The organism is Streptomyces graminofaciens, from assembly GCF_030294945.1.
Lineage (GTDB): Bacteria > Actinomycetota > Actinomycetes > Streptomycetales > Streptomycetaceae > Streptomyces > Streptomyces graminofaciens.
Window position 1 is genome coordinate 1,539,159 of record NZ_AP018448.1, and the last position, 26,913, is coordinate 1,566,071.

Genomic DNA, 26,913 nt, shown 5'->3' on the forward strand with positions numbered 1-26,913 from the left:
GTACATGGATCCGGGGCGTCACGAGATGCCCAGCTGGTTGTCGATGAGGTCGAAAATCTCGTCGTGCGTGGCGGACTCGATGTGGTCCGCGGTGACCTGGCCGCCGTTCTGTCCGGCGGGTTCGGTGGCTTCCAGGCGGGCCAGCACCTCGCGCAGCCGCTGGGAGAGCCGGTCCCGGTCGGGGGCGTCCGGCGCGAGGCCGGCGACCAGTTCCGCGAACCGGTCCAGTTCCGCGAGCGGCGCGACAGCCCTGGCCGGGCGCTGCCGGCCGGTGGTGGTCGCGAGGTGGCGGGCCAGTACGTCGGGGGTCGGGTGGTCGAAGACCATGCCCGCGGGCAGCCGTACGCCGGTCGCGGACGACAGCCGGTTGCGCAGCTCGACGCCGGTGAGGGAGTCGAAGCCGAGTTCCTTGAACGCCCGGGTGGGCTGGACCAGTTCGGGCGAGGGGTGGCCGAGGACGGCCGCCGCGTGCCCGCGGACCAGGTCCAGCAGCGCGCGGTGGGCGTCCGCCTCGGACAGCCGGGCGAGCCGGTCCGCGAGGCCCGCGGCCTCCCCGCCGCCGTCGCCGTTCGCCGCGGCGGCCCGTCGGCGCGGAGCCCGGACCAGGCCGCTGAGCAGCGCCGGTACGTCCTGTCCGCCGCCGGCGCGCAACGCGGCGGTGTCCAGCCGCGCGGCCAGCAGATAGGCGTCCTCGGAGAGGAGGGCCGCGTCGAACAGGGCCAGCCCTTCCGCCGAGGCCAGCGGGGTGACACCGCTGCGGTTCATGCGCCGCAGGTCCACCTCGCCGAGGTGGCCGGTCATGCCGCTGCGTTCCTCCCACATGCCCCAGCCGATGGACAGTCCCGGCAGGCCCTCGGCGCGGCGGCGCTCGGCGAGCGCGTCCAGGGCCGCGTTGGCCGCCGCGTAGTTGGCCTGGCCTCCGCCGCCGAGCAGGGCGGCGGCGGAGGAGAACAGGACGAAGGCGGCCGGGTCGTGGTCCCGGGTCAGCTCGTGCAGGTTGACCGCCGCGTCCGTCTTCGGGCGCAGTACGCGCTCCAGCTGGTCGGCGGTGAGGGAGGAGACCACGGCGTCGTCGAGGAGTCCGGCGGCGTGTACGACGGCCGTCAGCGGACGCCGTACGCCGGCCAGGACCTCGGCGAGCCGGTCGCGGTCGGCGGCGTCGCAGGCGACGACGCTCACCTCGGCGCCCAGCGCGGCCAGTTCGTCGCGCAGCTCGACCGCGCCCGGGGCCTCCGGCCCGCTGCGGCTGGTCAGCAGCAGGTGCCGTATCCCGTGTTCGGTGACGAGGTGACGGGCCACCAGTCGGCCGAGGGTGCCGGTGCCGCCGGTGATGAGGGCGGTGCCGTCGGGGTCGAGGGTGGTGGGCGGCAGGAGCACGTTCTTGCCGGTGTGCCGGGCCTGGCCGACGTACCGGAACGCCTCGGGGGCCCGGCGTACGTCCCAGCAGGTGAGCGGCAGCGGGGTGAGGGCGCCCTGCCGGAACAGGTCGAGTATCAGGTCGAGCGTCTCCGCGACGCGCTCCGGGCCCGCCTCCGCCAGGTCGTACGCCCGGTAGCGGACCCCAGGGTGGGCGGCCGCCACGGAGTCGGCGTCGCGGATGTCGGTCTTGCCCATCTCCAGGAACCGCCCGCCGCGCGGCAGCAGCCGCAGGGAGGCGTCGACGAACTCCCGTGCCAGACAGTCGAGTACGACATCGGCGCCGCGTCCGTCGGTCGCGTCGAGGAAGCGGTCGGCGAAGTCCAGGGTTCGGGAGGAGGCGATGTGGGCGTCGTCGAGGCCGAGGCCGCGCAGGACGTCCCACTTGCCGGGGCTCGCGGTGCCGTACACCTCGGCCCCGGCGTGCCGGGCGAGCTGGACGGCGGCCATGCCGACACCGCCGGCCGCGGAGTGCACCACGACCGTCTCCCCCGCCTCCAGGCCGCCGAGGTCGAACAGGCCGTAGTGGGCGGTGAGGAAGGCGATGGGCACAGCGGCGGCCTGGGCGTAGGACCAGCCGGGCGGGATCGGGGCGAGGGTTCGTCGGTCGGCGACCGCGACGGGGCCGAAGGCGCCGCCGAAGATGCCGAACACCCGGTCGCCGGGGGCGAGATCGGTCACTCCTGGGCCGGTCTCCAGGACGGTGCCCGCTCCTTCGCTGCCAAGGATCCGCTGGTCGGGGGCGAGGCCGAGGCTGACCGCGATGTCCCGGAAGTTCAGACCGGCGGCGCGGACGGCCACTCGGACCTCGCCGGGGGCCAAGGGGGCGCTCGCCTCCGGGGAGGGCACGAGCGCGAGGCCGTCGAGGCTGCCGTCCCCGGTGGTGTCCAGCCGCCAGGCCGCTTCGCCGGGCGGCGGTGTGAGCGTCCCGGACCGGCCTGCCTTGGCCAGCCGGGGCACGAGGGGGCTTCCGGCGCGTACGGCGAACTGCGGCTCCCGCGCGGCGAGGGCCCAGCCGAGCACGCGGGGCAGTGAGTCCGCCGACCCGGCGGTGTCGTCCAGGTCCAGCAGGACGAAACGGTCCGGGTGTTCGGTCTGCGCGGCCCGGACCAGGCCCCAGGCGGCGGCCTGCGCCGGGTCGGCCGGGTGGCCGCCGGGCCCGGTCGCGACCGCGTTCCGGGTGACGACCACGAGGGGGGCGTCGCCGGAGCGGATGTCCGACGGCCACCGCTGGACGACATCGAGGGTGGCGGCGGCGGTGTTTCGGATGCGGGCGGCCTCGTCGGGGCCGATGTCGGCGGGGCAGGTCCAGACGACCGCTGTGGGCGCGCCGGAGCCGGAGTGGTCGTAGTCCACCCAGCCGGTGAGCGGGGCGGTGTTCTCGGCGCCGCCGGGGGCGGGGGTCCAGTCCAGGCGGTACAGCCCGTCCCGGCCCGCCACGGCCGCGGCGAGCAGGTTCGCGGCCAGCGGGCGCAGGACCAGTGAGTCGGCGGACAGGACCGGCTGCCCGGTCGGGTCCCAGGCGTCCAGGCTCACCGCGTCGGGGCCGGCCGGGCCGATCCGGATCCGCAGGGCGGACGCACCGGCGGCGTGGGCGGTGACGCCGTTCCAGGAGAAGGGCAGCCGGGCCGGGCCTGGCCGGTCGTCGAGCAGGGCGGACGCCTGGAGGGCGGCGTCCAGCAGGGCCGGGTGGACGAGATAGCCGGCGCTGTCCGACTGCCGTTCGAGCGCGACCTCGGCGTAGACATCGGTGCCGTTGCGCCAGGCGGCGCGCAGCCCCTGGAATGCGGGGCCGTAGCGGTAACCGGCCTCGGCGAAGCGGTCGTACACGCCGTCCAGGTCGACCGGCTCGGTGCCGGCCGGCGGCCAGGCGGCGGGCGCGGGCTGGCCGTCGGCGCGGTCGCCGGGTGCCAGGGTTCCGGTGGCGTGCGGGGTCCAGTCCGCGCCGGGATCGGTCTCGGCCCGGGAGTACAGGCCGAGGGAGCGCCGGCCGCTGTCGTCGGGCGGTCCGACGCGGAGCTGGACGTGGACGCCGTCCCGTTCGGGGAGGATCAGCGGGGCCTGGAGGGTCAGTTCGTCGACCAGGGCGCTGTCGGCCTCGTCGGCGGCGCGCAGGGCGAGTTCCAGGAAGGCGGTGCCGGGCAGCAGGTTCGTCCCGGAGACGACGTGGTCGGCCAGCCACGGGTGCGTCCTGGCCGACAGCCGCCCGGTGAGCAACTGCTCCCCCGAGTCGGCCAGATCGACGGCGGCACCCAGCAGCGGGTGGTCCGTGGCGCCCAGCCCGGCGGCGGCCACGTCACCGGTGCGGACCGGGGCGTCGAGCCAGTAGCGGGTGCGCTGGAAGGCGTACGTGGGGAGGTCCACCTGCCGGGATCCCGTGGCCGCCTGCCGGGATGCCCTGCTCGTGCGGCCGAGGGCCGCGGGCCAGTCCACGGGCACGCCCTGGACGTGCGCCTCGCCCAGCGAGAGCAGCAGCCGGTCCTGGCCTCCGTCGTCGCGGCGCAGGGAGCCGACGACCACGCCCGTGGACTCGGTGTCCTCCAGCACCTCCTGGACGGCCGGGGCGAGCACGGGGTGCGGGCTCGACTCGACGAAGGTGGTGAATCCGGCGCCGGTCAGGGCCCGTACGGCGGGCTCGAACTCGACGGTGTTGCGCAGATTGCGGAACCAGTAGTCCGCGGTGAGTTCGGGCCCCTCGATCCAGTCGGCCTCCAGGGTGGAGAACATCCGGGTGCCGACCGTGATGGGGGTGATGTCGGCGAGAACGCCGACCAGTTCCTCCCGGAGGGGGTCCATGCCGGCGGAGTGGGACGCGTAGTCGACCTCGATGCGCCGGGCGCGTACGCCGTCCTTCTCGCAGGAGGCGAGGAGTTCCGCCAGGGCCACGGTCTCGCCGGCGACCACGGTGGAGCGCGGGCCGTTCACCGCGGCGACCGAGATCTTCTCGCCCCAGGGAGCCAGCAGTTCGCGGGTGCGGTCGGCGGGCAGTGCCACCGAGGCCATGCCGCCGTGCCCGGCGACGGCCCGCAGCAGCTTGCTGCGCAGGGCGACGACCCTGGCGCCGTCCTCCAGCGACAGCGCTCCGGCGACGACGGCGGCGGCGATCTCGCCCTGGCTGTGGCCCAGTACGGCGTCCGGCTCCACGCCGTACGACCGCCAGGTCTCCGCCAGCGAGACCATCACGGCCCACAGCGCGGGCTGGACCACGTCCACCCGTTCCAGGTCCGTGGCGGAGCCCAGAACCCCGGTCAGGGACCAGTCGACGTGCGGGGCGAGGGCGCGTTCGCAGGCGGCCATGCGGGCGGCGAAGACCGGTGAGAAGTCGAGCAGTTCGAGTGCCATGCCGGTCCACTGGGCGCCCTGGCCGGGGAAGACGAACACGGTGCGGCCGACGGCGGTCGCGGTGCCCCGGGTGACGGTGGCGAGTGGTGCGTCGGCCGCGAGGGCCCGCAGGCCGGCGGTCAGTTGCTCGCGGTCGCCGACCAGGACGGCTCGGTGGTCGTGCCGGGTGCGGGTGGTGGCGAGGGCGAGGCCGATGGCGGCGGCGCCGTGGCCGGGGTGGGCGTCGGCGTGGTCGGCGAGCCGTTCGGCCTGGGCGCGCAGTGCCTCGGGGGTGTGGCCGGAGAGGACCCAGGGGACGGGGACCCGTCCCTCGGACTCCGGCTCCGCGATGTTCTCGTCGATGTGCTCGAGCACCACGTGGGCGTTGGTGCCGCTCATGCCGAAGGAGGAGACTCCGGCGCGGCGGGGCCGGTCGGGGTCGGCGGGCCAGGACCGCTCCTCGGTCAGCAGCTCCACGGCACCCGCGGACCAGTCGACCTGCGGGGTCGGCGCGTCCACGTGCAGTGTCCGGGGCAGCACCCCGTGCCGCATCGCCTCCACCATCTTGATGACACCGCCCACTCCGGCGGCGGCCGAGGTGTGCCCGATGTTCGACTTCAACGACCCCAACCACAGCGGCTCTTCACGGTCCTGGCCGTAGGTGGCCAGCACCGCCTGCGCCTCGATCGGGTCCCCGAGCCTGGTCCCGGTGCCGTGCGCCTCGACGGCGTCGACGTCACCGGGCGACAGCCGGGCGTCGGCCAGCGCCGCCCGGATCACCCGCTGCTGCGAAGGACCGTTCGGCGCGGTCAGCCCATTGCTCGCCCCGTCCTGGTTCACCGCGCTGCCACGCACCACCGCCAGTACCCGGTGGCCGTTGCGGCGGGCGTCCGACAACCGCTCCAGCAGCACCATGCCGACGCCCTCGCCGAAGCCGACGCCGTCGGCTGCCGCGGCGAAGGGCTTGGAGCGGCCGTCGGCGGCCAGGCCGCGCTGGCGGCTGAACTCGACGAACAGTTCGGGGCTGGACATGACGGTGACGCCACCGGCCAGGGCGAGGGCGCACTCGCCGGAGCGCAGCGCGCGCACCGCGAGATGCAGGGCGACCAGCGAGGACGAGCACGCCGTGTCGACGGTCACCGCCGGGCCCTCCAGGCCCAGGACGTAGCTGACGCGGCCGGACACGACGCTGCCCGAGTTGCCGGCGCCGAGGAAGCCCTCGACCTCCTCGGGGATGTGGGGCAGCAGCCGGGCGGCGTAGTCCTGGTGCATCACGCCGACGAAGACCCCGGTCGCGCTGCCGCGCAGCGTCGCCGGGTCGATGCCCGCGCGCTCCAGCGTCTCCCAGGAGGTCTCGAGGAGCAGCCGCTGCTGCGGGTCCATCGCGAGCGCCTCACGCGGCGAGATGCCGAAGAAGCCCGCGTCGAACTCCCCGGCGTCGTACAGGAAGCCGCCCTCCCGCGCGTAGGAGGTGCCGTGGCGTTCGGTGTCGGGGTCGTAGAGGGCGTCCAGGTCCCAGCCCCGGTCGGCGGGGAAGGCGGCGATGCCGTCGGTGCCGGAGGAGACCAGGTCCCACAGGTCCTCGGGCGAGCGGACTCCGCCGGGGTAGCGGCAGCCCATGGCGACGACGGCGATCGGGTCCTCGTCGGTCGCCGTGCCGCCGCCGGTGGCGGCCGGGCCGGCGGTCGCCGGGCGGCCGGTGTCCGCGCCGAGCAGTTCGCCGCCGAGGTGGGCGGCGAGGACCTCGGGGGTCGGGTGGTCGAAGACGAGGGTGGCGGGCAGCCGCAGCCCGGTGGCGTTGCCGAGGCGGTTGCGGAGGTCGACGGCGGCCAGCGAGTCGAAGCCGAGGTCCCGGAAGGCGCGGCCCGCCTCGACGGCCTCGGGCGTCGGGTGGCCGAGTACGGCGGCGACCTGACCGCGCACCAGGTCGAGGAGTTCGCGGCGGCGGGCGGGGGCGTCCAGGGCGGCGAGCCGTTCCGCCAGCGGGCTCCGGTCGTCCTCGGCAGCGGTGGTGAGGGCGGCCTGGCGGCGGGCGGGCAGCCGGACCACTCCGTGCAGCAGACGGGGTACGGGTTCGCTCGCGGCCCGGGCGCGCAGCGCGGCGGTGTCCAGCCGGAGGGCCACCAGGAGCGGTTCGTCCACGGTGAGCGCGGAGTCGAGGAGGGCGAGGCCCTGCTCGTCGGTCAGGGGCGGCAGGCCCGAGCGGGCGATACGGCGGACCTCGTCGTCGCCGAGGTGGCCGGTCATGGCGCTGCGCCGCTCCCACAGCGTCCAGGCGATGGACCGCCCGGCCAGGCCCTGTGCCCGGCGGTGGTGGGCCAGGGCGTCCAGGAAGGCGTTGGCGGCGGCGTAGTTGCCCTGCCCGGGGCCGCCGAAGGTACCGGCGGCGGAGGAGAAGAGCACGAAGGCCGCGAGGTTCATACCGGCGGTGAGCCGGTGCAGGTTGAGGGCCGCGTCGGTCTTGGGCCGTAGGACGGCGTCGACCCGCTCGGGGGTGAGGGAGGAGACCACTCCGTCGTCGAGGACTCCGGCGGAGTGCACCACGGCCGTCAGGGGGTGCCCGGCGGGTACGTCGGCCAGGACCTCGGCGAGCCGCTCCGCGTCGGCCGCGTCGCAGGCGACGACACTCGACTCCGCGCCGAGCACGGCCAGTTCGGCGCGCAACTCGTCCGCGCCGGGGGCGTCCGGGCCGCTGCGGCTGGTCAGCAGCAGACGCCGTACGCCGTGTTCGGTGACGAGGTGACGGGCGACGCGGGCGCCGAGCAGACCGGTGCCTCCGGTGATCAGGACGGTGCCCTCGGGGTCCAACGTCGGGGCCGGGTCGTCCTGTACGGGGATCCTGGCCAGCCTCGGTACGAGGACCTCGGTGCCGCGCACCGCGAACTGCGTCTCGCCGGTGGCGGTGAGCACGGCGGCCAGGGCGGCCGACAGGTCGGCGTCCGGGTCGAGGTCGACGAGGTGGAGACGGTCGGGGTGTTCGGTCTGCGCGGAGCGCACCAGCCCCCACACCGCGCTGTGCGGCAGGTTCGGTACGTCCTCGCCGGGCCGGGCCGCGATCGCGCCCCGGGTGACCAGGACGAGGCGGGCCCCGGTGAACCGGTCGTCGGCCAGCCAGTCCTGGAGAAGTGCGAGGGCGTCGTGCACCGCGGAGCGGGTGGTGTCGGCGAGCCCCTCGGCCTGGTCGTCCGGGGCCGCGCCGAGGTCGGCGAGGACGAAGTCCGGCAGGGGTGCGTCGGCGTCCCGGAGCGCGGTGAGGTCCGCGTAGCCGGCGACCTCCAGGGTGTCGGCGGCGGGGCCCAGGATCGCCCAGGAGGCCGACGTGGGGCCGGGCACCGCGCGGACGGGCGTCCAGTCGAGACGGAAGAGGGAGTCGTGGTGGCGGCCGGCGGCCGGGGCCGTGAAGTTCCCGGCGGCGACCGGCCGCAGGGCGAGGCCGGCGACGGTCAGGACGGGCCGTCCGGCCGGGTCGAAGGCCCGCAGTGACACGGTGTCCGGTCCGGCGGGGGTGATCCGCATCCGCAGACCGGTGGCGCCCTGCGCGTGGAGGACGGCACCGGTCCAGGCGAACGGCATCCGGCCCTCGGCGGCCTCACCGAGGCCGGTCGCGTGCAGGGCGCTGTCGAGGAGCGCGGGATGCAGCCCGAACCGCGCGGCCTCGGCCTGCTGTTCCGACGGCAGGCTCGCCTCGGCGAACACCTCCTCCCCCAGCCGCCATGCCGCACGCAGCCCCTGGAAGACGGGCCCGTATCGGAAGCCGCCTTCCGCGAACCGCTCGTACAGCCCGTCCAGTTCCACCGGCTCCGCGCCCGCCGGCGGCCAGGCCGCCGACTCGCCCGGTTCCGTCTCCTCGGTGGTGGGGACCAGCAGCCCCCGGGCATGGCACGTCCACGGCACGTCGTCGGTGCCCTCCGGACGGGCGTGCAGGCTCAGCGGTCGCCGTCCGTCCCGGTCCGGGGCGCCGACGGCGAGTTGTACGGCGACGCCGCCCTCCGGGGGCAGGACGAGCGGGGCCTCCAGGGTGAGTTCCTCTACCTGGCCGCAGCCGACCTGGTCGCCCGCACGCACGGCCAGCTCCAGGAAGGCGGTGCCGGGCAGCAGGGCGGCGTCGCGCACGGCGTGGTCGGCGAGCCAGGGGTGGGTGCGGGTGGAGAGGCGGCCGGTGAGGAGCAGGCCGTCCCCGTCGGCGAGGGCGACGACCGCGCCGAGCAGCGGGTGGTCGGCGGCGGCGAGCCCGGCCGAGGCCATGTCGCCCTGGGGCGCGGCGGAGTCCTCCAGCCAGTACCGGCTGCGCTGGAACGCGTAGGTCGGCAGGTCGGCCCGGTGGGTGCGCCAACCGGCGTAGGCGGCCCGCCAGTCGACGCGTACGCCGTGGACGTACAGCTCGCCGACGGCGGCGAGGAACCTGGCCCGGCCGCCGTCGTCGCGGCGCAACGTGCCGATGACCACGGCTTCGTCGGCCCCGGCCGCCCTGGCGGTCTCCTCCATCGGGACGGTGAGCACAGGGTGGGGGCTGACCTCGACGAGGACGTGGTGTCCGGCGGCGAGCAGGGCGCGTGTGGCCTGCTCGAACTCGACGGTCCGGCGCAGGTTCCGGTACCAGTAGCCGGCGTCCAGGCCGGTGGTGTCGAGCGGTTCGGCGGTGACGGTCGAGTAGAAGGGGATGTCGGAGGGGCGGGGGCCGATGTCGGCCAGCAGTCGGAGCAGTTCGTCGTGGATGCGCTCGACGTGGGCGCTGTGCGAGGCGTAGTCCACGGGGATCCGCCGGACCCGGAGGTCGCGGGCGGTGAGTCGGTCGATCAGGTCGTCCAGCGCCGACTGGTCGCCGGAGACGACCACGGAGGCGGGCCCGTTGACGGCCGCGACGGACAGGCGGCCGTCCCAGGCGGTCAGCAGATCACGGACCTCGTCGACCGGCAGCGGTACGGACGCCATGCCGCCGGCCCCGGCCAGCGCGACGATCGCCTTGCTGCGCAGCGCGACGACCTTGGCGCCGTCCTCCAGCGACAGGGCTCCGGCGACCACGGCGGCGGCGATCTCGCCCTGGCTGTGCCCGGCGACGGCGGACGGCTCGACGCCGTAGGACCGCCAGAGCGCGGCCAGCGACACCATCACGGCCCACAGCGCGGGCTGGACCACGTCGACGCGGTCCAGCGGCGGGGTGCCGGGGGCGTCGCGCAGTACGTCGGTCAGGGACCAGTCGGTGTGGGGGGCGAGGGCGCGTTCGCAGTCGGCGATCCGCTCCGCGAAGACCGGGGCGGAGTCCAGCAGTTCGGCGGCCATGCCGGTCCACTGCGACCCCTGGCCGGGGAAGACGAACGCGGTGTCGGCGCCGGGGGTGCCGGTGCCGCGCGGCACTCCGGGCTCCGGGGTGTCGTCGGCCAGGGCCCGCAGGCCGCGCAGGAGCCCGTCCTCGTCGGCGGCGATCACGACGGCGCGGTGTTCGAGGGCGGCCCGGGTGGTGGCCAGGGCGTGGCCGACGTCCAGGGGGCGCTGTCCGGGGTGCGTGTCGAGGTGGGCGGCGAGGCGGCGGGCCTGGGCGCGGAGGGCCTCGCGGCTGCGGGCGGAGACCGGCCAGGGCAGGGCGGTCGGGAGGCTGGGCTCGTCGGCGGCGTCGGGCTCGTCGGCCTCGCCCTGGAGAGCCTCTCCGTGGATGGCCGCATCGGGCTCGGTACCCGCCTGTTCCAGCACTACATGCCCATTGGTGCCGCTGATGCCGAACGACGACACGGACGCCCGGCGCGGGGCGCCGGTCTCCGGCCAGGGCACGGCCTCGGTGACCAGTTCCACGGCGCCGGAGGACCAGTCGACCGTGGGGGTGGGCTGCTCCGCGTGCAGGGTGGGCGGCACGGTGCCGTGGCGCATCGCCATGACCATCTTGATGATGCCGCCGACGCCCGCCGCGGCCTGGGTGTGACCCAGGTTGGACTTCAGCGAGCCCAGCAGCAGGGGCCGGTCGGCGGGCCGGTCCTGTCCGTAGGTGGCCAGCAGGGCCTGGGCCTCGATGGGGTCGCCGAGCGGGGTGCCGGTGCCGTGCGCCTCGACCACGTCGACGTCGGCGGGGGTGAGCCCGGCGTCGGCGAGCGCCCGCCGGATGACCCGCTGCTGGGCGGGCCCGTTGGGGGCGGTCAGGCGGCTGCTCGCGCCGTCCTGGTTGACGGCGGTGCCGCGGACCACGGCGAGCACGGGGTGCCCGTTGCGGCGGGCGTCCGAGAGGCGCTCCAGCAGGAGCATGCCGACGCCCTCGCCCCAGCCGGTGCCGTCGGCCCCGGCGGCGAAGGACTTGCAGCGGCCGTCGGCGGCGAGCCCGCCCTGCCGGCTCATCTCGACGAACGGCACCGGCGTCGACATGATCATGGCGCCGCCGGCCAGCGCCAGCCCGCACTCCCGTCGGCGCAGGGCCTGGGCGGCCAGGTGGAGGGCGACGAGGGAGGACGAGCAGGCGGTGTCCACCGTCACCGCCGGGCCCTCCAGGCCGAAGGTGTAGGAGAGGCGGCCGGATGCGACGCTGTCGGAGTTGCCGTTGCCGATGTATCCCTGGATGTCGTCGGGGACCTGGCTCAGCCGCAGGGCATAGTCCTGGTACATCACGCCGACGAAGACCCCGGTGTCGCTGCCGCGCAGCCCGCCCGGGTCGAGGCCCGCGCGTTCGAAGGCCTCCCAGGTGGTCTCCAGGAGCAGCCGCTGCTGGGGGTCCATGGCGAGGGCCTCCCGGGGCGAGATGCCGAAGAAGCCGGGGTCGAAGTCGGCGGCGCCGGTGAGGAATCCGCCTTCGGCGGCGTACGTCGTGCCGGGGCGCTCCCGGGTCGGGTCGTGCAGGGTGCCGAGGTCCCAGCCGCGGTCGGCGGGGAAGTCGGCGACCGCGTCGGTGCCGGAGGCGACGAGCTGCCACAGCTCCTCGGGGGACTCGACCCCGCCCGGGTACCGGCAGCTCATGCCGACGATTGCCACGGGTTCCTGCTGCTGGGCCTCCACTTCCTGCAGCCGCCGCCGGGTGCGGTGCAGGTCGGTCGCGACCCGCTTGAGGTAGTCGCGGAGCTTGTCGTCGTTCAGCGTGCCGTCAGTCACTGTGCACCGTCACCTTCGGGGCCTTCGAGCGGGCGGGCTCGGGCGTGGGGAGTCGCCGGGTCGCGGATGTGGGCGTGAGGTTCACGACATCCCGAGTTCGTTGTCGATGAACTCGAAGAGCTCGTCGTCGCTGGCCGTGTCCATCCGCTCCTCCAGGCGGTCCTCAGCCGCGTCACCGGTTCCCGGGCGCAGCCTGCCGATCAGTTCTTGGAGCCGGTTGATCAGCTCCGGTGCGGCCGTGCCGCTGTCCAGGGCGCCTTCGAGCAGGCCCAGTTCGGCCAGGCCGGTGGTGTCGGCGGAAGCGGGGTCGGATTCGGTGCCCTCGGGGGCGAGTTCGACGGCCAGTTGGCGGGCGATGGCACCGGATGTGGGGTGGTCGAAGAGCAGGGTGGCGGGCAGCCTGAGGCCGGTGGCGGCGCCGAGCCGGTTGCGCAGTTCGACGGCGGTGAGCGAGTCGAAGCCGAGCTCCAGCAGCCCGCGTTCGGCGTCCACCGAGGCGGGGCCGGGGAAGCCGAGCACGGTGGCGGCGTGCCCGCGCACCAGGTCGAGCAGGGTGCGTGTCCGCCGGTGCTCGGGCTGGCCGGCCAGGGTGCGCCTGAGCGTGTCGGCCGCGTCCGGTGCCGCCTCGCCGGCCGCCGCGCTGCGCCGGGCGGGCGGGCGTACGAGGCCGCGCAGCAGGGCCGGTACGCCGCCGGTGCCGCTCTGGGCGGCCAGGGCGGTGGTGTCGAGCCGCAGGGGCAGGACGACGGGCTCGCCGGTGGCGTTGGCCGTGTCGAACAGGGCCGCGCCCTCGGCCGGGGAGAAGGCGACGATGCCGCCGCGGGCGATGCGCCGGAAGTCGGCCTCGTCGAGGCCCCCGCTCATGCCGCCCTTGTTGGCCCACAGTCCCCAGGCGAGCGAAGCGGCGGGCAGGCCGAGCGTCCGGCGGTGGTGGGCCAGCGCGTCCAGGAAGGAGTTGGCCGCCGCGTAGTTGCCCTGGCCCATGCCGCCGAAGACGCCGGCGATGGAGGAGAACACGACGAACGCGGAGAGGTCCATGCCCTCGGTCAGTTCGTGGAGGTTCCAGGCCGCGTCGACCTTGGGCCGCAGGGCGGTGTCCAGTTGGGCCGGCGTCATCGCGTCGACGACGCCGTCCGCGATCGTTCCCGCGGCGTGCACCACGGCGGTCAGCGGGTGGGCCTCGGGCAGCGAGTCCAGCAGCCGGGCCAGTGCCTCCCGGTCGGCGGCGTCGCAGGCCACGACCTCCGCGTGGGCGCCGAGCGCGGCGAGGTCGACGACCAGGTCGGCGGCGCCCTCGGCGGCGGGCCCCCGGCGGCTGGTGAGCAGCAGGCGCTTCACGCCGTGCTCGGCCACGAGGTGACGGGCGAGTACGGAGCCGATGGCGCCGGTGCCGCCGGTGATCAGGACCGTGCCGGGGCGCCCCCAGTCGGGGGTCGCCTGCTGCTCGGCGGCGGGCACGCGGGCCAGTCGGGCGATGTGCGCCCGGCTCTCGCGCAGCGCGAGTTGGGGTTCGCCACTGGCGACGGCGGCGACAAGACCGTCCCGTGAGGCGTCGTCGAGGTCGGCGAGGACGAAGCGCCCCGGGTTCTCGGTCTGCGCGGACCGCACCAGCCCCCACACGGCGGCGTGGGTCAGGTCCGGCGCGTCGCCGTCGGCGGTCGACGGCACGCCGCCCCGGGTGACCAGCACCAGCTTGGCGTCGGCGAACGTGTCGTCGGCGAGCCAGTCCCGTACGAGGGCGAGGGTGCGGCCGGTGACGTGCCGTACGGCGTCGGCCTGCCCCTGTCCGGCCGGTGCGGCGGGGACGTGGGCGAGGACGACCGCGGGCGGGGCGATTGCCCCGGCTCCCTCGGCGATCTCGCGGGACAGTGCTTCGAGGTCGGTGGCGGAGCGGGTGATGCCATGGGCCGCCCAGTCGGGTGCCTCGGCGCCGATGACGGCCCAGCCGTCGGGGTCGGCGGCGGCCGGCTGGGGCAGTACGGGCCATTCGACGCGGTACAGGTCGTCGTGGTGTGCGGTCCGGGCGGCGCGTACCTGGTCGGGGTTGACCGGGCGGAGCACCAGGGACCGGATGGAGGCGACCGGTTGCCCGGCGGTGTCGGTGGCCCGCACGGACACGGCGTTGTTGCCCGCGGGCGTCAGCCGGATGCGCAGGGCGCGGGCGCCGGAGGCGTGCAGCCGTATGCCGTTCCAGGAGAACGGCAGCCATCCCTGGGTGGTGCCTTCGAGCACGCCGAAGATCAGCGAGTGCAGGGCGCTGTCGAGGAGCGCGGGATGCAGCCCGAACTTCGCGGCCTCGGCCTGCTGTTCGGACGGCAGGCTCGCCTCCGCGTACACCTCGTCGCCGAGCCGCCACACCTCGCGCAGTCCCTGGAAGGCGGGCCCGTATCCGAAGCCGCCCTCGGCGAACCGCTCGTACAGTCCGTCGAGTTCCACCGGCTCCGCGCCGGTCGGCGGCCAGATCATGGACTCGGCCGGTTCCGTCGCCTCGGTGGTGGGGATCAGCAGCCCCCGGGCGTGGCACGTCCATGCCGCGTCGTCCGTGTCCTCCGGGCGGGTGTGCACGCTGACCGGCCGGGCGCCGGAGGCGTCCGGGGCGCCGACGGAGAGTTGCAGCACCACCGCGCCTCGGGCGGGGATCACCAGCGGTGCCTCCAGGGTGAGTTCCTCGACCTGGCCGTAGCCGACCTGGTCGCCCGCCCGGACCGCCAGCTCGAGCAGGGCGGTGGCGGGGAGGAGGGCGGTGCCGTAGACGCCGTGGTCGGCCAGCCACGGGTGGGTGCGCACCGAGAGCCTGCTGGTGAACAGGACGCCGTCGGTGTCGGCGAGCGGGACGGCGGCGCCGAGCAGCGGGTGGTCGGCCGGGAGGAGCCCGGCGGCGGCCATCCCGCCGGCCGCCGCGGTGGCCTCCAGCCAGTAGCGCTCGCGCTGGAAGGCGTAGGTGGGCAGGTCGACCTGGCGGGCCGTGCCGGTGGCGTCGGTGTCCATGACCGTGGGCCAGTCCACGGCCGTGCCCCGGACGTACAGGTGGGCGAGGGCGTCGGTGACGGCGCGGGTCTCGGTGCGGTCCTTGCGCAGCAGCGGCACGAGGGCACCCGCGGCGGACGGGTCCGCCGGGTCCTCGAACCCGGAGGGGCTGTCGTCGGCGAGGCAGTCGCGTCCCATGGCGGTGAGCGAGCCGTCGGGGCCGAGTTCGAGATACGTCATGGCGCCTTCGGCGGCGAGCCGCCGCATGCCGTCGTGGAAGCGCACCGCCTCCCGGACGTGGCGCACCCAGTACTCGGGCGACCCCAGCTGTTCGGGGGTGGCCAACTCGCCGGTGACGTCGGAGACCAGCGGAATGCGCGGCGCACGGAAGTCCAGGCTCTCGGCGACCCGCCGGAACTCGTCGAGCATGGCGTCCATGTGCGGCGAGTGGAACGCGTGGCTGACGGTGAGCCGCCGGGCCTTGCCGCCACGGCCGCGCCACTGCTCGGCGATGTCGAGGACGGCGTCCTCGTCGCCGGAGACGACGACGGAGGCCGGGCCGTTGACGGCGGCCACCGCGACCCGGCCCTCGTAGGGGGCCAGCAGTGCCGCGACGTCCTCCTCGGACGCGGTCAGCGCGACCATGGCGCCGCCCTCGGGCAGTGCCTGCATCAGCCGGCCCCGGGCCGCGACCAGCGCGGCGGCGTCGGGCGCCGACAGCACCCCGGCCACGTGTGCGGCCGCCAGCTCGCCGATCGAGTGGCCGAGCAGCAGGTCCGGCACCACGCCCCAGTGCTCGACCAGACGGAAGAGGGCGACCTCGACCGCGAAGAGGGCCGGTTGCGTGTACTCGGTGCGGTCCAGCAGAGCCGCCGCGTCAGAGCCGGCCGGGGCGAAGACCACGTCGCGCAGCGGCCGGTCCAGCAGCGGGTCCAGTTCGGCGCAGATCGCGTCGAAGGCGTCCGCGAAGACCGGGTACCGGGCGTACAGTTCGGCGCCCATTCCGGCGCGCTGGCTGCCCTGCCCGGCGAAGAGGAACGCGGTCCTGCCGGCCACGGCCGTGCCCTGGGTGACGCCGGGTGCGCTCCCGGCGGTGGCGAGCGCCTTCAGGCCGCCGATCAGCGCCTCGCGGCTGTCGCCCACTACGGCGCCCCGGTACTCGAAGGCGCTGCGGGCGGTGGCCAGGGTGTGCGCGATGTCGGCCGGACGCAGGCCGGGACGGGCGTCGGCGTGCTCCAGCAGCCGCTGGGCCTGGGCCCGCAGGGCGACCCGGCTCCGGGCCGACAGCAGCCACGGCAGGACGACCCCGTCACCGTCGTCGCCCGCACCGGCGGTCTCGTCGGCGCTCTCCGGCTCCGCCACACCGTCCGGAACGTACTCGTCCGGCACGTGTTCCAGGATCGTGTGCGCGTTCGTGCCGCTGACGCCGAAGGACGAGATCGCGGCCCGGCGCGGGTGGCCGTTGTCCGGCCACGGGGTGTCCTCGGTGAGCAGCGACACGGCACCCGCCGACCAGTCGACGAACGGGGTCGGCGCGTCGACGTGCAGGGTCCGCGGCAGGACTCCGTGCCGCATGGCCAGCACCATCTTCTGCAGGCCCGCGATACCGGCGGCGGCCTGGGCGTGCCCCATGTTGGACTTGAGCGAGCCGAGCAGCAACGGCCGGTCCGACGGACGGTCCTGCCCGTACGTCGCCAGCAGCGCCTGCGCCTCGATCGGGTCGCCGAGCCGCGTGCCCGTACCGTGCGCCTCCACCGCGTCGACGTCGGCGCTGTTCAGTCCGGCCGACGCGAGGGCCTGGCGGATGACGCGCTGCTGGGAGGGGCCGTTGGGCGCGGTGAGCCCGTTGCTGGCGCCGTCCTGGTTGACCGCCGAGCCCCGGACCAGGGCGAGCACCGGGTGGCCGTTGCGCCGTGCGTCGGACAGCCGCTCCAGTACGACCATGCCGGCGCCCTCGGCCCAGGCGGTGCCGTCGGCGGCCGCGGCGAAGGGCTTGCAGCGGCCGTCGGCGGCGAGGCCGCGCTGCCTGCTGAACTCGATGAACGCGCCGGGGGTGGACATCACCGTGACACCGCCCGCCAGGGCGAGCGAGCACTCGCCGGCGCGCAGCGCCTGGGCCGCGAGGTGCACGGCGACCAGCGAGGACGAACAGGCCGTGTCGACGGTGACCGCCGGGCCCTCCAGGCCGAAGGTGTAGGAGATCCGGCCGGAGGCGACGCTGCCCGCGCTGCCGATGCCCAGGTAGCCCTCGATCTCCTCGGTGGGCTGCTGGACGCGGGAGCCGTAGTCGCGGTAGCTGGAGCCGACGAACACCCCGGCCCGGCTGCCCTTCAGCGACGCCGGGTCGATACCGGCCCGTTCGAACGCCTCCCAGGAGATCTCCAGCAGCAGCCGCTGCTGCGGGTCGATCGCCAGTGCCTCACGCGGGGAGATCCCGAAGAACGCCGGGTCGAAGTGGTCCGCGTCGTGCAGGAACCCGCCCTCGCGGGCGTATGTCCGGCCGACCTTGTCCGGGTCGGGGTCGTACAGCTCGTCGAGGTCCCAGCCACGGCCGGTGGGGAACTCGGTGATGGCGTCGGCGCCCGAGGTGACCAGTCGCCACAGCTCCTCCGGGGTGGTGACACCACCGGGGTAGCGGCAGCTCATCGCGACGACGGCGATGGCGTCGTCGTCGACCGGAGCGGCCGGGGAGGCCGGGGAGGCGGGCACCGTCGGCACCGATTCCGGTACCGGTGCCGTGCCGCCCAGTTCGGACCGTACGTGGTCCACCAGGGCGGTGACGGTGGGGTGGTCGAAGACGAGGGTCACCGACAGGCGCAGTCCGGTGACCTCGGAGAGGCGGTTGCGCAGGTCGACGGCGGTGAGCGAGTCGAAGCCGAGGTCCTTGAAGACCCGGTCGGGGTCGATGTCGGCGGGGTCGGCGTAACCGAGGACGGCGGCGACCTCGGTGCGGACCAGGCGGATCAGTTCCTCCTGCCGTTCCTGCGCGGAGAGTGTCGCGAGGCGTCCGGCGAGGGAGTCCGCTTCCGTTTCCTGCCGGTCGGCCCCGGCGGCGGCCAGGATGTCGCGGGCCTCGGGCAGTTCGCGCAGGACCACGCTGGGTCGCAGCGCGGTGTAGGCGGGCGCGAAGCGGTCCCAGGCGAAGTCGCAGAGCACCAGCCTGGTCTCGGCCCGGTCCAGGGCCTGTTCGAGGGCGGTGACGGCCAGTTCGGGGTCCATGGGCGGCAGGCCGTTGCGTACGAGCCGTTCGCGGGCGGAGTTGGCGGCGCTGTCGCCCGCCCACAGGCCCCAGGCCACGGCGGTGGCCGGCAGGCCGAGTGAGCGCCGCTGCTCGGCGAGGGCGTCGAGGAAGGCGTTGGCGGCGGCGTAGCTGCCCTGTCCGGTGCCGCCGAGGGTCCCGGCGAGCGAGGAGAACAGGACGAACGCGGTCAGGTCCAGGTCGCGGGTGAGGGTGTCCAGGTTGCGGGCGGCGTCCATCTTGGGGCGCAGGACCGCGGCGGCCCGCTCGGGGGTGAGGGTGTCGAGGACGCCGTCGTCCAGGACACCGGCGGCGTGCACGACGGCGCGCAGGGGGCGGTCCTCGGGGATGCCGGCGAGCAGGGCGGCGAGTGCGTCCCGGTCGGCGGCGTCACAGGCGGCGACCTCCGCGTGGGCGCCGAGGTCGGCGAGTTCGGCGACCAGTTCGGCGGCGCCGGGCGTGTCGGGGCCGCGGCGGCCGGTGAGCAGCAGGTGCCGGGCGCCGGAGCGGGCGAGCCGGCGTGCGACATGGGCGCCGAGGGCGCCGGTACCGCCGGTGATCAGTACCGTGCCGTCGGGCTTCCAGGAGCCCTCGGTCGTCTCCTCGACCGGCAGGGCCCTCACGAGCCTGCGGCCGTAGACGCCCGAGGGCCGGACGGCGATCTGGTCCTCGCCGTCGAGGCCGGCCAGTACGGCCGCGAGTCGGCCGCCGGAGCGGTCGTCCAGGTCTGCCGGCAGGTCGATCAGTCCGGCCCACCGCTCCGGGTATTCCACGCCCGCCACGGCGCCGAGGCCCCACAGGGTCGCCTGGGCCGGTGCGGTGAGGGCGTCGGAGCGTCCGACGGAGACCGCGCCGCTGGTCGCGGACCACAGCGGGGCGTTGATCCCGGCGTCGCCGAGCGCCTGGAGCAGGGTGGTGGTGAGGGCGAGCCCGGTCGGCAGCGCGGTCCCGTCGGCGTACGGCTCCTCGGCGAGGGCGAGCAGCGAGAGCACGCCGCCGTCCGGGGCGGTCGACGCGCCCAGCCGGGCGGCGAGTTCGGCGCGGTCGGTGTCGGCGCTCCCGATCTCGACGGGTACGGCGGTGGCGCCGTGCCGTTCGAGGGCCCGCAGCACGCCCGACGTGATCGGTCCGGTGGCCGTGCCGTCCGGTACGACGACCCACCAGGTGCCGGTGAGGGCGGGGGTGCCGGGGGCGAGGTGCAGGGCCTTGAAGGTGACGCGGTAGCGCCAGCCGTCGATGGTGGTGCGGCCGCGGCGGCCGCGCTGCCAGTCGGCGAGCGCGGGGAGCACGCCGCCCAGGGAGGTGCGGGCCGTCTCGTCCTCGTCCGGCAGGTTCAGCGCGGCGGCGACGGCGGTGAGGTCGTTCCGCTCGACCGCGTCCCAGAACGCCGTGTCGGCCGGCTGCGCACCGCCTTGGGGCGCGGAGCCGTCGGCGGACGCGGATGTGGGCTCCAGCCAGTACCGCTGCCGCTGGAAGGCGTAGGTGGGGAGTTCGACGGGGCGGGCGTCGGTGCCCGCGAACACGGCCCGCCAGTCCACCGGGACGCCGTGGACGTGAGGTCCGGCCAGGGCGGCCAGGAACCGGTCGGGGCCGCCGTCGTCCGTGTGCAGGGTGCCGGTGACGCGTCCGGCGACGTCCGCGGCCTCCAGGCTCCGCTCGATCCAGACGGTCAGCACCGGGTGCGGGCTGGCTTCGACGAAGGTGTCGTGCCCGGCGTCGATCAGCGCGGCGACGGTCCGGTGGAACTCCACGGGCTCGCGGAGGTTGCGGTACCAGTACTCGGTGTCCAGGGCCGTGGTGTCGAGGGCGCCCCCGGTCACGGTGGAGTAGAAGGCGATGTCGGTCCGGCGCGGGGTCACCCCGGCGAGCGCGTCCAGCAGTTCCCGGCGCAGCTCGTCCACCTGGGGCGAGTGCCCGGCGAAGGTCACACCCGGGATGGTCCAGCGCATGACGCCGTCCTCGGACAGCCGCTCGCCGAACTCCTCCAGGGCCTCCGGGTCACCGGAGACGGTCACGGAGGCGGGCCCGTTGACGGCGGCGACGGACAGCTTCGCGCCCCAGGGCGCCAGCCGCTCGCGTACGTCCTCGTCGGGCAGGGCGACGAAGAGCATCGCGCCCCTGCCGACCAGCGCGGTCAGGATCCTGCTGCGCAGCGCGACGACCTTGGCACCGTCCTCCAGGGACAGCGCCCCCGCCACCACCGCGGCCGCGATCTCACCCTGACTGTGCCCGACGACCGCCGACGGCTCGACACCGTACGACCGCCACAGCGCGGCCAGCGACACCATCACGGAGAACAACACCGGCTGGACGACATCCACCCGCTCCAGTGAGGGCGCGCCGGGATCGTCCCGCAGCACACCCGTCAACGACCAGTCCACGTACGGCGACAGAGCACGCTCACACTCCGCGATCCGCTCCGCGAAGACGGGGGCTGTATCGAGCAGCCCCACCGCCATACCCACCCACTGCGAGCCCTGGCCCGGGAAGACGAAGGCGGTACGGCCCGGGGTGGCGGCGGTGCCGCGCACCACGGCGGGGTCGTTCTGTCCGGCGGCGAGTGCGGCCAGGCCGGTCAGCAGGGTGTCGCGGTCGGTGCCGACGACGACGGCGCGGTGTTCGAAGGCGGACCTGGTGGTGGCCAGTGTGTGGGCGACGTCGACGGGCCGCAGCTCCGGACGGTCCGTCAGCTGGGCGTGCAGGCGTGTGGCCTGCTCACGCAGTGCCTCCGGGGTACGGGCGGAGAGCAGCCACGGGACGGCCGCCCCGAGCTCGCTCCCGTCCGCCGGCCGGCCGGGCTCTTCCTCGTCGTGCGGCTCCTCGATGATCACATGGGCGTTGGTGCCGCTGAGCCCGAAGGAGGAGACGCCGGCCCGGCGCGGATGGCCGTTGCGGGTCCATGGCCTGGGCTCGGTCAGGAGTTCCACGGCGCCCGCCGACCAGTCGACGTTGGGGGTCGGCTCCTCGGCGTGCAGGGTGCGGGGCAGTACCTCGTGGCGCATCGCCTGGACCATCTTGATGATCCCGGCGACGCCCGCGGCGGCCTGGCTGTGCCCGATGTTGGACTTGAGCGAGCCGAGCAGCAGCGGCCGGTCCGCCGGGCGGTCCTGGCCGTAGGTGGCCAGCAGCGCCTGCGCCTCGATCGGGTCGCCGAGCCGGGTTCCCGTGCCGTGTGCCTCCACGACGTCCACCTCGGCCGACGGCACGCCCGCGCCGGCGAGCGCGCTGCGGATGACCCGCTGCTGCGCCAGACCGCTTGGGGCGGTGAGCCCGTTGCTGGCGCCGTCCTGGTTGACCGCCGAGCCCCGGACCAGCGCGAGCACGGGGTGGCCGTTGCGGCGTGCGTCCGACAGTCGCTCCAGGAGCAGCAGTCCGACGCCTTCGGCCATGCCGAAGCCGTCCGCGCTCGCGGCGAAGGACTTGCAGCGGCCGTCGGCGGCGAGGCCGCGCTGCCTGCTGAACCCGGTGAAGGAGAGCGGGGTGCCCATCACGGTCGCGCCGCCCGCGAGGGCCAGCGTGCACTCGCCGGAGCGCAGGGCCTGGGCCGCGAGGTGCACGGCGACCAGCGAGGACGAGCAGGCGGTGTCGACGGTGACCGCCGGGCCTTCGAGGCCCAGGGTGTAGGCGATACGGCCCGACAGGATGCTGGTGGAGATACCGGCGATGAGGTGGCCCTCCACCTCCTCGGGTACGTCGCTCAGACCGCCGTAGCCCTGGTAGGCGGCACCGGCGAACACGCCGACCTGGCCGCCGCGCAGGGAGCCGGGGTCGATGCCGGCCCGCTCCAGGGCCTCCCAGGAGGTCTCCAGGAGCAGCCGCTGCTGCGGATCCATGGCCAGCGCCTCACGCGGCGAGATACCGAAGAAGGCGGGGTCGAACTGCCCGGCGTCGTAGAGGAATCCGCCTTCGGCGCTGTAGGTGGTGCCGGGCCGGTCGGGGTCGGTGTCGTACAGGCCGTCCAGGTCCCAGCCGCGGTCGGCGGGCAGTCCGGAGATGACGTCCCGGCCCTCGGCGACGAGCCGCCAGAGGTCCTCCGGGCTGCGTACGTCGCCGGGGTAGCGGCAGCTCATGCCGACGATGGCGATCGGGTCGTCGGCGTCGGCGCGCACATGGGCGGGGACGGCCGGCAGGGCCGGGGCGGCGGTGTCGGGGCCGAGGAGTTCCTCGCGCAGATGCCGGGCGAGCGCGGCGGCCGAGGCGTAGTCGAACAGGACGGTGAGCGGGAGCCGCAGGCCGGTGGCGGCGTTGAGCCGGTTGCGCATCTCCACGGCGGTCAGCGAGTCGAAGCCCAGCTCGCGGAAGGCGCGTTCGGGGGCGATGGCGTCGGCGGAGCCGTGGCCGAGTACGCCGGCCGCGTGGCCGCGTACGAGGTCGGTGAGGAGGCGGTCGCGGTCGGCCGGGGTCAGGTCCGCGATGCGGTCGCGCAGGGTGGAGGCGGTCTCGTCCCCGTCCTTGCCTGGGGCGGTCTCCTCGGCGAGCGCGCGGCGGACCTCGGGCAGGTCGGCGATGAGCGGGCTGGGCCGGGCCGAGGTGAACACGGGCGCGAAGCGGTCCCAGTCGACGGCGGTGACGAGGACGACGGTCTCGTCGTCGGTGAGGACCTGCTGGAGGCCGGTCAGCGCGACCTGCGGGGCCATGAAGGGGATGCCGCGGCTGCGCAGTTGCTCCTCGACGAGGTTGGCGGCCATGCCCGCGCCGCCCTCGGGGTCCCAGATGCCCCACACCACGGAGGTGGCGGTGCGGCCCCGGGCGCGGCGCCGGTCGGCGAGCGCGTCGAGGTAGGCGTTGGCGGAGGCGTAGGCGCCGTGGTCGCCGCTGCCCCAGACGCCGGAGATGGAGGAGAACAGGACGAAGGAGTCCAGGTCGTCCCGGTCGAAGACGGCGTCGAGGTTCTCCGCGCCGGCGACCTTGGCGTAGAGGATGTCGGCGAACTCGTCGGGGTCGGTGTCGGTCAGCGGCACGAGCAGGCCGGTGCCCGCCGCGTGGATGACGGTCCTGATCCGGGTGCCGTCCTGTTCGAGCCCGGCGACCAGTTCGGCGAGCCGGTCTCGGTCGGCGACGTCGCAGGCGGCGACGGTGACCTCGGTGCCGAGCGCGGTCAGTTCGGCGGCCAGGTCGGCCGCGCCGGGGGCGTCGGCGCCCCTCCGGCCGACCAGGACGAGGTGCTCGGCGCCGCCCTTGGCCAGCCAGCGCGCGAGGTGCGCTCCGACGCCGCCGGTGCCGCCGGTGACCAGGACGGTGCCGCGCGGCTGCCAGGCCTCCGCGCGGGCGGGGTCGGCGGGCCGGGCGCGGACCAGCCGTCGGCCGTACGCGCCGGAGTGGCGTACGGCGACCTGGTCCTCGTCGTCGCGGCCGGCCGGGCCGGCGAGGAGGCTGCACAGCCGGGCGGCGGCCCGCTCGTCGAGTGTGTCGGGCAGGTCGACCAGACCGCCCCAGCGCTGCGGGTGCTCCAGCGCGGCGCACCGGCCGAGGCCCCAGACCAGGTGCTGCCCGGGGCTGGTCACCGCGTCGTCGCGGCCCGTCGTGACCGCTCCCCGGGTGGCGCACCAGAGCGGGGCGGTGACACCGCTGTCGCCGAGTGCCTGCACGAGGGTCAGGGTGAGCGCGGTGCCGAGGGGGAGGTGGGGGTGGTTCGGGTGGGGGCGCTCGTCGAGGGCGACCAAGGAGAGGACGCCGGAGACGGGCCCGGTCGCGGCGGCGGCCTCGGACAGGCGTGCGGTCAGCGTGGCCCGGTCGGTGTGGGCCTCGGTCAGGACGACCGGTACGGGGTCGGCTCCGGCCTCGCGGAGCGCCCGCAGGACGGCCTCCCGCGCCGGGTCGTCGTCCGTGGCGTCGGTGACGGCGACCAGCCAGGTGCCGGTCGGGGTGGCGGTGCGGCCCGCCGGGGCGTCTGCGAGGGGGCGCCAGTCGATCCGGTAGCGCCAGGAGTCCACGGTCGCGCGTTCGTCGCGCCGCCTGCGCCAGTCCGCGAGGGCGGGGAGTACGACGGTCAGCGGGTCCTCGGCGCGGACGCCGAGCGTCGTGGTGAGCGCCGGGAGGTCCTGTCCGCCGACGCTCTCCCAGAAGGCGGCGTCCGCGGGGTCGACGACAGTGTCCTGCGTGTCCGCGGAGGGCCGCTCCAGCCAGAACCGGCGGCGCTGGAAGGGGTATGTGGGCAGGTCCACGGTGTCGTCCGGGTGCCCGGCGAGCAGGGTGTCCCAGTCCGGCGCGAGTCCGCCGGTGTGGGCCTCCGCGAGGGAGAGCAGGAAGCGGTCCAGGCCGCCCTGGTCCCGGCGCAGGGTGCCGACGGCGACGGCGTCGGACTCCTCGGCCTCGGCGGTCTGGCTGATGCCCACGGTGAGCACCGGGTGGGCGCTGGACTCGACGAAGTACCGGAAGCCCTGGTCGAGCAGGGTGCGGGTGGCCTCCTCGAACCGCACCGTCTGCCGCAGGTTGCGGTACCAGTACTCGGCGTCGAGCGCGTCGGAGTCCTGCCAGCGCAGATCCACGGTGGAGAAGAAGGGCACCTGGCCGGTCGTCGGCCGGATGTCCGCGAGGCACTCCAGGAGCCGCTCGCGGATCTCCTCGACGTGCGCGGAGTGGGAGGCGTAGTCGACGGGGATGCGGCGGGCCCGTACGTCCTCGGCCTGAAGCCGGGCCACGATGCCGTCGATCGCCTCGGTGTCGCCCGACAGGACGGTGGCGGCCGGGCCGTTGGCCGCGGCGACGGAGAGCCTGCCGTCCCACTGGGCGAGGCGGTCGGCCAACTCCCCCGGCGGCAGCGGAACGGAGGCCATTGCGCCCCGTCCGGCCAGAGTGACGATGGCCTGGCTGCGCAGGGCGACGACCTTGGCGCCGTCCTCCAGGGACAGGGCTCCGGCCACCACCGCGGCGGCGATCTCGCCCTGGCTGTGGCCGAGCACGGCGTCCGGCTCGACACCGGCCGAGCGCCACAGCGCGGCCAGCGAGACCATCACGGCCCAGAGCGCGGGCTGGACCACGTCGACCCGTTCCAGGTCCGCGGCAGAGGTCAGGACCTCGGTGAGGGACCAGTCCACATGGGCGGCGAGGGCGCGTTCGCATTCGGCCATGCGGGCGGCGAAGACCGGCGAGGAGTCGAGCAGTTCGAGCGCCATACCGGTCCACTGGGATCCCTGGCCGGGGAAGACGAACACGGTACGGCCGGCGGGTCCCGCGAGGCCACGGACCACGTTGGCGGCCTCGCCCCCGGTCACCAGGCCGGTGAGTCCCGTACGGAATCCCTCCGCGTCGCCCGCGACCACCACGGCGCGGTGCTCGAACGGCGACCGGCCGCCGGCGAGGGCCCGCGCGACGGCGCCGGGGCTCAGGCCGGGCTCGGCGTCGACGAGAGCGAGCAGTTGCCGCGCCCGCTCGGTCAGTGCCTCCTCGCCTCGGGCGGAGAGCACCCAGGGCACCAGCGGCAGCGGGTCACGGGACTCCGTGGCGTCGGCGGCCTCGGTGGCCCCTGTGGTCTCGGCGTCGGGGGTCCCGGCGGGGGCGTGGTCCTCCGAGGCGGGCGCCTCCTCCAGGATCACGTGGGCGTTGGTTCCGCTCACGCCGAAACCGGACACGGCGGCGCGGCGGGGCCGGTCGGGGTCGGCGGCCCAGGAACGCTCCTCGGTCAGCAGCTCCACCGCACCCGAGGACCAGTCGACCTGCGGGGTCGGCGCGTCCACGTGCAGCGTCCGGGGCAGCACCCCGTGCCGCAACGCCTGGACCATCTTGATGACACCGCCCACGCCGGCCGCCGCCGAGGTGTGCCCGACGTTCGACTTCAGCGAGCCGAGCAGCAGCGGCCGGTCCGACGGACGGTCCTGCCCGTACGTCGCGAGCAGCGCCTGCGCCTCGATCGGGTCCCCCAGCCGGGTCCCCGTGCCGTGCGCCTCCACCGCGTCCACGTCACCGGGCAGCAGCCGTGCGTCGGCCAGCGCCGCCCGGATCACCCGCTGCTGCGAAGGACCGTTCGGCGCGGTCAGCCCATTGCTCGCCCCGTCCTGGTTCACCGCGCTGCCACGCACCACCGCCAGTACCCGGTGGCCGTTGCGACGGGCGTCCGACAACCGCTCCAGCAGCAGCACGCCCACGCCCTCGGACCACGAGGTGCCGTCGGCCCCGGCCGCGAAGGCCTTGCAGCGGCCGTCGGGTGCCAGGGCGCGCTGGCGGCTGAAGGCGACGTAGGGGTCGGGGTGCGGCATGACGGTGACGCCGCAGGCGAGGGCGAGGGAGCACTCGCCGGAGCGCAGCGCCCGGATCGCGAGGTGCAGGGCGACCAGCGACGACGAGCACGCCGTGTCCACCGTCACCGCCGGGCCCTCCAGGCCCAGGGTGTAGGAGATCCGCCCGGAGATCACACTGCCCGCGGTGCCGGTGTGGAGGAGGCCCTGGACGTCGGACTGGTCGCGGGAGCCGTCGCCGTAGCCGTTCGTCATGGCGCCGACGAAGACGCCGGTCGCGGTGCCCTTCAACGACGCGGGGGCGATGCCCGCGCGCTCCAGCGTCTCCCAGGAGGTCTCCAGCAGCAGCCGCTGCTGCGGGTCGGTGGCGAGGGCCTCGCGCGGCGACATGCCGAAGAACGCCGCGTCGAACTCCCCCGCCTCGTGCAGGAATCCGCCGTGCCGGGTGTAGGAGGTGCCCGGCCGGTCGGGGTCCGGGTCGTAGAGGGCGGCCGTGTCCCAGCCCCGGTCGGACGGCCACTCGGAGATGGCGTCGGTGCCGGAGGAGACCAGGTCCCACAGCAGTTCGGGATTGTCGGCGCCACCGGGGAAGCGGCAGCTCATCGAGACGATCGCGATCGGCTCGTGCCTGGCGTCCTCCTCCTCGCGCAGCCGCTGACGCGCGTGCCCGAGGTCCGCGGTCGCCCGCCTGAGGTACTCAAGAAGCTTCTGTTCGTCCGGCATCTTCGCAGT

2 protein-coding genes and 1 pseudogene are annotated in these 26,913 nt (G+C 75.3%); all 3 read right to left on the reverse strand.

The features are described from left to right. Nucleotides 1–18 precede the first annotated feature (18 nt). Nucleotides 19–11,709, reverse strand: a complete 11,691-nt coding sequence (locus tag SGFS_RS06875; RefSeq protein ID WP_434028185.1) for an SDR family NAD(P)-dependent oxidoreductase — start codon at nucleotides 11,707–11,709, stop codon at nucleotides 19–21. Between the two features lie 30 nt (nucleotides 11,710–11,739). Continuing rightward, a pseudogene (locus SGFS_RS51765) lies at nucleotides 11,740–11,802 on the reverse strand (polyketide synthase docking domain-containing protein); the annotation flags it as partial. 81 nt (nucleotides 11,803–11,883) lie between these two features. Continuing rightward, a complete protein-coding gene (locus SGFS_RS06880; RefSeq protein ID WP_286248499.1) occupies nucleotides 11,884–26,904 on the reverse strand; it encodes a type I polyketide synthase in 15,021 nt (5,006 codons plus the stop codon). Between the last annotated feature and the right edge of the window lie 9 nt (nucleotides 26,905–26,913).

Bases quoted from the DNA above. Each gene is read 5' to 3' on its own strand.
- SGFS_RS06880 (WP_286248499.1), bottom strand. From the start codon at position 26,904: ATGCCGGACGAACAGAAGCTTCTTGAGTACCTCAGGCGGGCGACCGCG.